Below are 9589 nucleotides of genomic sequence, written 5' to 3'. Positions count from 1 at the left end.
CTACTGGGGCGGTGCCGGCGGCGTCGGCGCCCCGCCCGGGGGTGGCTTCAGGGCCGTCGCGGCCGGGGCGCTCTGCGCGGCGGCGGTGGCGGGCGCGGCGGTCGCTTCGCCGTTTCCGGCGGGCTTGCTGATCGCCTTGTCCAGGGCTCGATCAAGGGATTTGTCGAGCGACTTGGCGGGTGCCTTGGTGGCGGCCGGCTTGCTGCCGCCAAAGGACTCGCGCAGCCGGCGGGCTACCGGAGCCTCTACCGTCGACGATGCGGATTTGACGAATTCGCCCTGTTCATTCAGTCGGGCGAGCACTTCCTTGCTGCTGACACCGAGTTCCTTGGCCAACTCGTGTACGCGGGCCTTACCTGCCACTACTTCTCCTGTCTATGAGGCGACAGCAGCGGGGCCGCGCCTCGGGTTTAGCTATGACGCATGGTCATCGGGACTTCACGGTGTGCTCATGTTCTTTGCTGCCTCTTCTGTTGCCGGGCGAATCGTGCACTGCCAAATGCTCGACCACCGCGGATGTGTCCAGTGGACCGGTGATGCGCAACGCTTTGGTGAAAGCCCGCCGCCGAATCGCCTGTTGTGCGCACTGTGGCACGGGATGCAACCATGCACCCCGCCCCGGCAGGCTACTCCTGTCGTCAACGATCGCGGCGTATTCGCCGTTCCCCGTCGACACAGCCACCACGCGAAGCAGTTCGGCGGCCAGTTCTCGCTTTCGGCACCCCACACACGTTCGCACGGGGCCCGAAAGTTCGCGCTGGATCACGGCTCAGTCTAGCGTCACTTGACCGGAGGTCAGAACCGCCCGCACGGGCCGGTTAGGTGAGGTCAGTGATCGTGTGCCACCGGGTGACCGGCGCCGTGTTCGGCGTGGCTCTCGGCGTGCCCCGGTGAATCCCCGCGAATGTCGATGCGCCACCCGGTGAGTCGCGCGGCCAGCCGGGCGTTCTGGCCCTCCTTGCCGATGGCCAGCGACAACTGGAAGTCGGGCACCACGACGCGGGCGGCCCGGGCCGTCTGGTCGATGACCGACACGGAGACCACCTTCGCCGGCGACAGCGCGTTGGCGACGAAGCGGGCCGGATCCTCGTCGTAGTCGATGATGTCGATCTTCTCGCCGGAGAGCTCGCTCATCACGTTGCGGACCCGCTGCCCCATCGGGCCGATGCAGGCGCCCTTCGCGTTGAGGCCGGGAACGTTCGAGCGCACCGCGATCTTGGAGCGGTGCCCGGCCTCCCGGGCCACCGCCACGATCTCCACCGACCCGTCGGCGATTTCCGGGACTTCCAGCGAAAACAGCTTGCGGACCAGGTTGGGGTGGGTGCGTGACAGCGTGATCACCGGCTCACGGGACCCGCGCGTCACGCCCACGACGTAGCAGCGAATCCGGTTGCCGTGCTCGTAGCTTTCGCCGGGGACCTGTTCGGCCGCGGGGATCACGCCCTCGGACGCCTTGGTCTCGCTGCCCATCCGCACCACGACCAGCCCGCGGGCGTTGGCCCGGCTGTCGCGCTGGATCACCCCGGCGACGATCTCGCCCTCGCGGGTGGAGAACTCCCCGTAAGTGCGCTCGTTTTCGGCGTCCCGGAATCGCTGCAGCATCACCTGGCGCGCGGTCGTCGCGGCGATGCGTCCGAAACCCTCCGGGGTGTCGTCCCATTCGCTGATGACGTTGCCGTCTTCGTCGGTCTCCCGGGCCATCACGCGAACGGCGCCGGTTTTGCGGTCGATCTCGATGGTCGCGTCCATCTGATGACCCTGGGTGTGCCGATAGGCGGTCAGCAGCGCGGATTTGATCGTCTCGAGCAGCTCGTTGACCGAGATGCCCCGATCCACCTCGATCGCGTGTAACGCGGCCATGTCGATATTCATGTTCCGGCCTCCGTCCTGTCCGGCCGCCCCGCCTCAGCCAATCCAGCCAGTTCCAGCTCTGCCCGGGCTGGCGGTGAAAACTCAACCTGCACAACGGCTTTCACGATTTCGGCGCGGGGGATCTGGCGTACGGTCCAGTCCCGGCCGGCGCGAACCACCAGCGCGACCGTGCCATCGCGGGTCTCCCCGACCCGACCGGTGAGCTGCGATCCGTCGGACAACGCGACCTCGACCTTGCGGCCGCGGGCGCGGCGGAAGTGTTTCTCGCTGGTCAGCGGGCGGTCCACGCCCGGCGAACTGACCTCCAGCACGTAGCTGTCGCGGAAGGCGCCGGCGATGTCCGAGCCGTCCAGCAAAGCCGACGCCGAACGGGACAGGGTGGCGATCGTGTCGAGGTCGAGCGGCTCGTCGCCGTCGGCGATCACGGTGATCCGCGGCGGACGCGTGCGGCCGTCGATGACCACGTCTTCGATTTCGTAGCCGGCGCGCGCGAATTCTCCGTCGAGTAGCTCGATCACCTGCGTCTGCGAAGGTAGCCCGGTGGTCACGGCGAGCTCCTCATCTTGAGTTGTCCGGTCATCTGGCGGATGTCGCCACCCAGGTGGTTTCCGGGTGGTTTCCGGTGTCAGTCAGCTACCCACGATACGCCAGGAAACGCCCATAACGGCGTGATCGTGCGTGGTCACGGTCCTTGGACCGGCCCACCTTCGCGCAATGGCAGGATGTTGCTGTGCCTAGCGCAGTACCGGTTACCAACCGGCGGGGTGTGCTCGCCGGCGCCGCAGCCCTTGCTGCGCTCGGGGTGGTCACGTCCGCCTGCGGCGAACCGCAGCCGAAGCCGCCCGCCGTCGAAAACCTGTTGGGCCCGCTGGACCAGGCCCGCAAGGACAGCGCGCTGGCCGGGGCCGCCGCCACGGCCGTGGGTCTCGCGCCCCAGGTCGCGGCCGCGCTGACCGTCGTCGCGACCCAACGCGCCGCACACGCCCGCGCGCTGTCCACGGAGATCTCCCGGGCGGCGGGCAAGCTCACCGCGTCGTCGACCGAGACCACGAGCCCCAGCCCGGCCCCCACCGCGCCGCCGGGCCCACCGCCGCCACCGCCGCCGGTGCCCGACGTGATCAACTCGCTGCACGCGTCCGCGGAGAACGCCAGCCGGCTGGTGACGACGGAGTCCGGCTACCGGTCCGGGCTGCTCGCGTCGATCGCCGCGTCGTGCACGGCGTCCGCGACCGTGGCGCTGGTGCCCGGGGGGCCGTCGATATGAGTTCCGGCTCGATATGACAACAGGAAAAGACGCCGACAACGCGGCCCTGTGCGACGCGCTGGCCATCGAGCACTCGACGATCTACGGCTACGGCATCGTGTCCGCGCTGTCGCCGCCCAGCGTCAACGACATGGTGGTGGAGGCCCTGGGCCAGCACCGCCAACGCCGCGACGACGTGATCGCGATGCTGGCCGCGCGGAAGGTCAACGCGCCGGTCGCCGCCGCGGGATACCAGTTGCCGATGCTGGTCGGCAGCCCGGCCGACGCGGCGCGGCTGGCGGCCCGCATGGAGAACGACTGCTCGACGGCGTGGCGCGCCGTCATCGAGCACGCGGAGACGGCCGACGACCGCGCGTTCGCAGCCAACGCCCTGATGCAGAGCACGGTCATGGCCGCCAGGTGGAACCGCGTGCTGGGTGCCTGGCCGATCACGACCAGCTTCCCGGGCGGCAACGAGTAGCGCGCGTTACCGGTCCAGGGCCGCCACGATGTCGGTGGCCAGCGATTCGCCCACCGCGAGCTCGCGGGTCTGCCCGCCGAAGCGATCCCGCAGCTCGACCACGCCGTCGGCCCAGCCCCGCCCCACCACGACGATCCGCGGTACGCCCAGCAGCTCGGCGTCCTTGAATTTCACCCCGGGCGACGCCTGGCGGTCGTCGAGCAGCACCTCGAGACCCAGCCGATCCAGGTCGTCGGCCAGGGCGATCGCCCCGGCGCGGGCTTGGTCGTCCTTGTTGGCGATAACCAGGTGGACGTCGAACGGCGCCACGGCGGACGGCCAGCGCAGGCCCAGCTCGTCGTGGTGCTGCTCGGCGATGACGGCCACCATCCGGGAGACGCCCAGGCCGTAGGAGCCCATGGTCAGGCGCACCGGCTTGCCGTCCTCGCCGAGGACGTCGACGGTGAAGGCGTCGGTGTATTTGCGGCCGAGCTGGAAGATGTGCCCGATCTCGATGCCGCGCGCGGACACCAGCGGTCCCGCCCCGTCCGGGGACGGGTCGCCGTCGCGCACCTCGGCGGCCTCGATGGTGCCGTCGGCGGTGAAGTCGCGGCCCGCGACCAGCCCGACGACGTGCCGGCCGGGCTCGTCGGCCCCGGTGATCCAGCTGGTGCCGTCCACCACCCGCGGGTCGACGAGGTAGCGAACGCCATTGCCGCGCAACGCTTTCGGCCCGATGTAGCCCTTCACCAGGAACGGGTACTTGGCAAAGTCGGCGTCGTCGAGCAAGGCGTAATCGGCCGGTTCCAGCGCCGCGCCGAGCCGCTTGTCGTCCACCTCGCGGTCGCCGGGCACCCCGATGGCCAGCAGCTCCCACTCCCCGCCCGGCTGGCGGACCTTGAGCAGAACGTTCTTCAAGGTGTCGGCCGCGGTGATCTCACGGCCCAGGTCGGCGCCGTTGGCCCAGTCGACCAGGGTGGCGATCGTCGGGGTGTCGCCGGTGTCGTGGACCACCGCCTCGGGCAGCCCGTCGATCGGGCGCGCCTCGGGGCGGGCGGTGACGACCGCCTCGACGTTGGCCGCGTACCCGGACTCCAGGCAGCGCACGAACGTGTCCTCGCCGACTTCGCTCTCGGCCAGGAATTCCTCGGAAGCGCTGCCGCCCATCGCGCCCGACACCGCCGACACGATGACGTAGCGGACCTGCAGCTTCTCGAAGATGCGCTGATACGCCTCGCGGTGCGCGTGATAGGCGGCCTTGAGCCCGGCGTCGTCGATGTCGAACGAGTAGGAGTCCTTCATCACGAACTCCCGGACCCGCAGGATGCCGGCCCGCGGCCGCGCCTCGTCGCGGTACTTGTTCTGGATCTGGAAGAGCAGCAGCGGAAAGTCCTTGTAGGAGCTGTACTCGCCCTTGACGGTCAGCGCGAAGAGCTCCTCATGGGTGGGACCCAGCAGGTAGTCGTTGCCGCGGCGGTCCTGCAGGCGGAACACGCCGTCGCCGTATTCGGTCCACCGGTTCGTCGTCTCGTAGGGCGCGCGTGGCAGCAGGGCCGGGAACAGGATCTCCTGCCCGCCGATCGCGTTCATCTCGTCGCGGACGATCCGTTCGATCTTGCGCAGCACCCGCAGCCCCAGGGGCAGCCAGCTGTACAGCCCGGGCGCGATGGGCCGGACGTAGCCGGCGCGAATGAGCAGCTTGTGGCTGGGCACTTCGGCGTCGGCGGGGTCGTCGCGCAGGGTGCGCAGGAACAGCTCGGACATCCGGGTGATCACAGCGGGCCAGCCTAGCCTGGCGACGATGCAGGCCGGGACGGCCTGCTGAGGACACAGGCCATGGAAGTAGCCAGTGGCGTGGGCCTGCCGAAAATCGTCGCCTCATGTGCCCGGAAACTCAGCTTCTCCTCAGCGGCGCGCGATACGTTGACGCGCATGGGCACGTCCGCGACGGGCGGGGGCTCCGGTCACCGGAGCCGGCCCCTGCTGGCGACCTTGACCGCCTTGTATTTGCTCGAGCTGATCGGAATCCTCTGCGCCGCAACGGCTGTCGCGGCCCACAGCGCCGGATTGCTGACGCTGGCCCTGCTCGGCGCGGCGGCGCTAGTGGGCCGGCACGCGACGCGGCTGCTGCAGGGCCGACGGGTGTTGGGCGTGGCCGGCCTGGCCGTCCAGTCGGTTCTGCTGATCGGCGCGATCGCGCTGGCGACCCAGCGACCGGCCGCCGGTGTCGCGGGGGTGGTGGTGGCGGCCGGCGTGCTCGCGGCGTGGGGCCGGCTGGGCAGGCCGGCCCGTTCGGTCCAGCCGTTGACGGCGACGGCCGGGGTCCCGAGCGGGTCAGACGGGGTCAGGCCGGGCCTCGGTGGCGTCGTCCTGGTTCTCCTCACGTCGGCGCTGGTGTTGGCCGCCCTGTCCGTGCGCGGCGGAATCGTGATCGGGATGGTCGTGCTGGCGGTCATCTTCATTCCGCTCGAGCGGCTGTTCGCGCTGCGGCCGCGCCGGATTCTGCGGGCGGGATGGCGTACCGACCTGGTGCACTACCTGGTCAACGGGGCCGCGCTCAAGGTCGGGACCGTCGTCGCGGTGGTGGTGGTCGGCACCGTCCTGCGGGCCTTCGTCCCCCCGCCCGTCCGCTCCGCGATTGCCGCGAGTCCGGGCTGGGCCCAGATCGTCGCCGCGCTGGCGATCGCCACGGTGGGCGGCTACGCGGGGCACCGTGCGGCGCACGAGGTTCCGCTGTTGTGGCGGTTCCACCGCGTGCACCACAGCATCCGCGAAATGGACTGGCTCGCCGCCAGCCACCTGCATCCGCTGGATCAGATCTTCATCCGCTCCTGCGCGGTGCTGCCGCTGTATGCGTTGGGGTTCGGTCGAATCAGCCTGGGCGCCTTCGTCGTGCTGACCACGCTGCAGGCGATTTTCATCCACGCCAATGTGCGGCTCACGTTCGGCCCGCTGAGGTGGGTGATCGCGACCCCGCAGTTCCACCATTGGCATCACGCCCGCGATCCCCGGGCGTACAACTCCAACTACGCCGGGGAGTTCCCGGCCGTCGACGCGCTGTTCGGCACCCTGTACCTACCCGCGCACGGCTGGCCCGCGCAGTACGGCATCGACGAGGGCGAACCCGCGGGATATTTGCGTCAACTGGTGTGGCCGTTTGCGGCCTAGATCCGGGCTAGAGCTCGCCGGCGTCGAGCGCGTCCTTGACCTCTTGCGCGTGGGCGACCTGCTCGGGGGTGTAGCCGATGAGCAGCGCCGCGCCGCCGACGATGACGGCCACGCCGGCCACCCACAGCAACCCGTAGGTATAGCCGTGGTCGAGGGCCTGCAACTGCGCGGTGTTCATGAACTTCACCGGGCCGGTGGTGCCGCCCAGGTACAGCGTGCGCGAGGTGATCACGGCCTGGATGACGGCCAGCACCAGCGGGCCGCCCAGGCTCTGCAGCATCAGCGCGATCGCCGACACCGGGCCGATCTGGTCGAAGCCGACACCGGCGATCGCCGACAGGGTCAGCGGAACCACGCAAATGCCGATCCCGATCCCGCCCACGATGATCGGCAGCACCAGGTTGGGGAAGTACGGCACGCCGCGGTGCATGAAAAGCGAGCCGTAGATCATCGCCCAGAAGAGCAGGAGCCCGCCGCCGATCGTCAGCACCCGCGGTGAGAACCGCGACACCAGCTGCGACGACAGACCGAGGCCGATGCCCATCGCGATGACGAACGGGATGAAGCCGACACCCGCCCGCAGCGCGCTGTAGCCGAGGATGTCCTGCACGTACAGGCCGATGCACACCGTCAGGCTGAACATGAGTCCGCCGGCCAGGAAGATCGCCGCGAACGTGACCAGCCGGTTGCGGTCGCGGAACAGCTCGAACGGAACGACGGGGTTCTCGGCGGTGCGCTCGACGACGATGAAGGCGAGGGCGGCCGCCAGGGCCACCGCGGCCGAGCCGATGGTGGTGACCGAGACCCAGCCCTTCTCCGGGCCCATCGAGAAGGCGAAGACGGCGGCGGTGCAAGCCAGCGTGGCCAGCATGGCGCCGGTCGCGTCCAGCTTCATCCGCTCCCGGTTGGTTTCGCGCAGCGCGGTGCGGGCCAGGTAGATCATCACCAGCCCGATCGGCACGTTCACCAGGAAGGCCAGCCGCCAGGACAGCTCGGTCAGCGCGCCGCCGACGACGAGGCCCATCACGGAGCCGATCGCGGTCATCGCGGCGAACACGGCCGTCGCGGCGTTACGAGCCGGACCCTTCGGGAAGGTGGTGGCCACCAGCGCCAGACCGGTCGGCGACGCGATGGCCGAGCCGATGCCCTGCAGCAGCCGGGCGATGACCATGGTCGCCTCGTCCCAGGCGACCGCGCACAGCACGGAGGAGATGGTGAACAGCGCGACGCCGACGATGAACGTGCGCTTGCGCCCGATGGTGTCGCCGAGGCGACCACCCAGCAGCATCAGCCCGCCGAACGTCAGCACGTACGCGGTGATCACCCAGCTGCGCCCGGCGTCGGAGAGGCTCAGGTCGTTCTGGATCCGGGGCAGCGCCACGATGGCGATGGTGCTGTCCATGGTCGCCAGCAGCTGCATGCCACCGATCGCGATCACGGCCGCGATGAAGCGCCACGAAGGCAGCCACGTAGGCGAATACCTGCCGATACGTGCGGAGGCGGTCTCCGCCGGCGGCGTAGCGCGCACCGGGGCCGGACGATCGGGGCGTGCGGAGGTCCAGTTTTGGGCCGCGCGCTCTGCGTCGTTGAGAGCCGTCATAATGGGTTACCTTACAGTAATCTTAAGAATCTTTTAAACGCCGAACGCAGCTACGGCCCCGATCACGATGATCGCCGGAGGTCGGATCCCCTCGGCGCGGATCTTTTCCGGCGTGTCGGCGAGGGTGGCCCGCAACGTGTGCTGAGCTGCGGTTGTCCCGTGCTGGACCACCAGCACCGGCGTATCCGCAGGTCGGCCGCCCTTCAGCAGCACGTCGACGAACTGCTCGATGCGTTCGACGGCCATCAGCAAAACGATGGTGCCCCGCATCGCGGCCAATGCATCCCAATTCACTAACGATTCGGGGTGGCCCGGCGCAACGTGCCCGCTGACCACCACGAACTCGTGATTTATCGCCCGATGCGTGACCGGAACGCCCGCCAGCGCGGGCACGCCTATGGCACTTGTCACACCGGGCACCACGGTGACCGGAATTCCGGCCTCGGCGCATGCCAGCACCTCCTCATATCCGCGCGCGAAGACGAAGGGGTCCCCGCCCTTGAGGCGCACGACGAAGCTGCCGGACCGGGCCCGCTCGATCATGACGTGGTTGATCGCGTCCTGGGCCATGGCGCGCCCGTACGGGATCTTGGCCGCGTCGATGACCTCCACGTGCGGCGGCAGCTCCGCGAGCAGTTCCGGCGGCGCTAGCCGGTCGGCGACCACGACGTCGGCCTGGGCGAGCAGCCGCCGCCCGCGCACGGTGATCAGTTCGGGGTCGCCGGGGCCGCCGCCGATCAGCGCCACCCCGCCGCGCACCACGTCGGAGCTCTCGGCCGTGATGACCCCCTGCTGCAGGGCCTCCCGGATGGCCGACCGGATGGCCGCGGACCGGCGGTGCTCGCCGCCGGCCAGCACCCCGACCGACAGGCCGGCGTAGCTGAAGGTCGCCGGGGTGACCGCGGTTCCCTCGACGGCGATGTCCGCGCGGACGCAGAAGATCTGGTTGCGTTCGGCCTCGGCGACGACGGCGGCGTTCACCCGGGCGTCGTCGGTGGCCGCGATCGCGTACCAGGCGCCGTCGAGGTCGCCGTCGCGGTATTCGCGCACCGACAGGACGATTCCGCTCATCGCCTCGACGGCCGGGGTGGCGGTGCGCGTGATGACGTGTACGTCGGCGCCGCTGGCGATGAGCAGGGGCAACCGGCGCTGAGCGACGGTCCCGCCGCCGACCACGACGACCTTCTTGCCGGCCAGCCGCAGCCCGGCCAGGTAGGCGTTGTCGGTCACGCGGCAAGCCTAGTGT

9 protein-coding genes and 1 pseudogene are annotated in these 9589 nt (G+C 69.8%); 3 read left to right on the top strand and 7 right to left on the bottom strand.

The annotated features are described in order from the left end of the window. Positions 1-86: 86 nt before the first annotated feature. The 4 genes and pseudogenes from A5706_RS01595 to rimP all read right to left on the bottom strand — a co-directional run. A pseudogene (locus A5706_RS01595) lies at positions 87-363 on the bottom strand (translation initiation factor IF-2 N-terminal domain-containing protein); the annotation flags it as partial. Positions 364-427: 64 nt separating this feature from the next. Beyond that, on the bottom strand, positions 428-676 hold the full coding sequence (locus A5706_RS31915) for a YlxR family protein (RefSeq protein ID WP_369831775.1): 249 nt from the start codon (positions 674-676) through the stop codon (positions 428-430). A gap of 152 nt (positions 677-828) precedes the next feature. Beyond that, on the bottom strand, positions 829-1872 hold the full coding sequence (gene nusA / locus A5706_RS01590; protein ID WP_068126381.1) for a transcription termination factor NusA: 1044 nt from the start codon (positions 1870-1872) through the stop codon (positions 829-831). Continuing rightward, entirely contained in the window at positions 1869-2420 is a 552-nt protein-coding gene (gene rimP, locus A5706_RS01585) for a ribosome maturation factor RimP (protein WP_068126379.1), read from the bottom strand. The genes nusA and rimP overlap by 4 nt, the downstream gene beginning before the upstream one ends. 182 nt (positions 2421-2602) lie before the next feature. On the opposite strand from rimP, the gene A5706_RS01580 reads away from it, so the two are divergent. Both A5706_RS01580 and A5706_RS01575 read left to right on the top strand, forming a co-directional pair. After that, a complete protein-coding gene (locus A5706_RS01580; protein WP_068126377.1) occupies positions 2603-3136 on the top strand; it encodes a twin-arginine translocation signal domain-containing protein in 534 nt (177 codons plus the stop codon). 13 nt (positions 3137-3149) lie between these two features. Next, a complete protein-coding gene (locus A5706_RS01575) occupies positions 3150-3596 on the top strand; it encodes a ferritin-like domain-containing protein (protein WP_068126375.1) in 447 nt (148 codons plus the stop codon). Between the two features lie 6 nt (positions 3597-3602). On the opposite strand, the gene A5706_RS01570 is transcribed toward A5706_RS01575, so the two are convergent. Then, complete coding sequence (locus A5706_RS01570; RefSeq protein ID WP_068126373.1) at positions 3603-5351, bottom strand: proline--tRNA ligase; 1749 nt, start codon at positions 5349-5351, stop codon at positions 3603-3605. A 156-nt stretch (positions 5352-5507) separates the two neighbouring features. Here A5706_RS01570 and A5706_RS31910 point away from each other — a divergent pair, with 156 nt between their 5' ends. After that, a complete protein-coding gene (locus A5706_RS31910; RefSeq protein ID WP_082964128.1) occupies positions 5508-6743 on the top strand; it encodes a sterol desaturase family protein in 1236 nt (411 codons plus the stop codon). 7 nt (positions 6744-6750) lie between these two features. On the opposite strand, the gene A5706_RS01560 is transcribed toward A5706_RS31910, so the two are convergent. Further along, complete coding sequence (locus A5706_RS01560; protein ID WP_068126371.1) at positions 6751-8343, bottom strand: MFS transporter; 1593 nt, start codon at positions 8341-8343, stop codon at positions 6751-6753. Positions 8344-8376: 33 nt separating this feature from the next. Beyond that, complete coding sequence (gene cobA, locus A5706_RS01555; protein WP_068126370.1) at positions 8377-9573, bottom strand: uroporphyrinogen-III C-methyltransferase; 1197 nt, start codon at positions 9571-9573, stop codon at positions 8377-8379. Between the last annotated feature and the right edge of the window lie 16 nt (positions 9574-9589).

The sequence above is a fragment of the Mycobacterium sp. E796 genome (assembly GCF_001672815.1).
Classification (GTDB): Bacteria; Actinomycetota; Actinomycetes; order Mycobacteriales; family Mycobacteriaceae; genus Mycobacterium.
The sequence above is the reverse complement of the archived record's forward strand: the minus strand, read 5'-3'. Positions and strand labels throughout refer to the sequence as shown.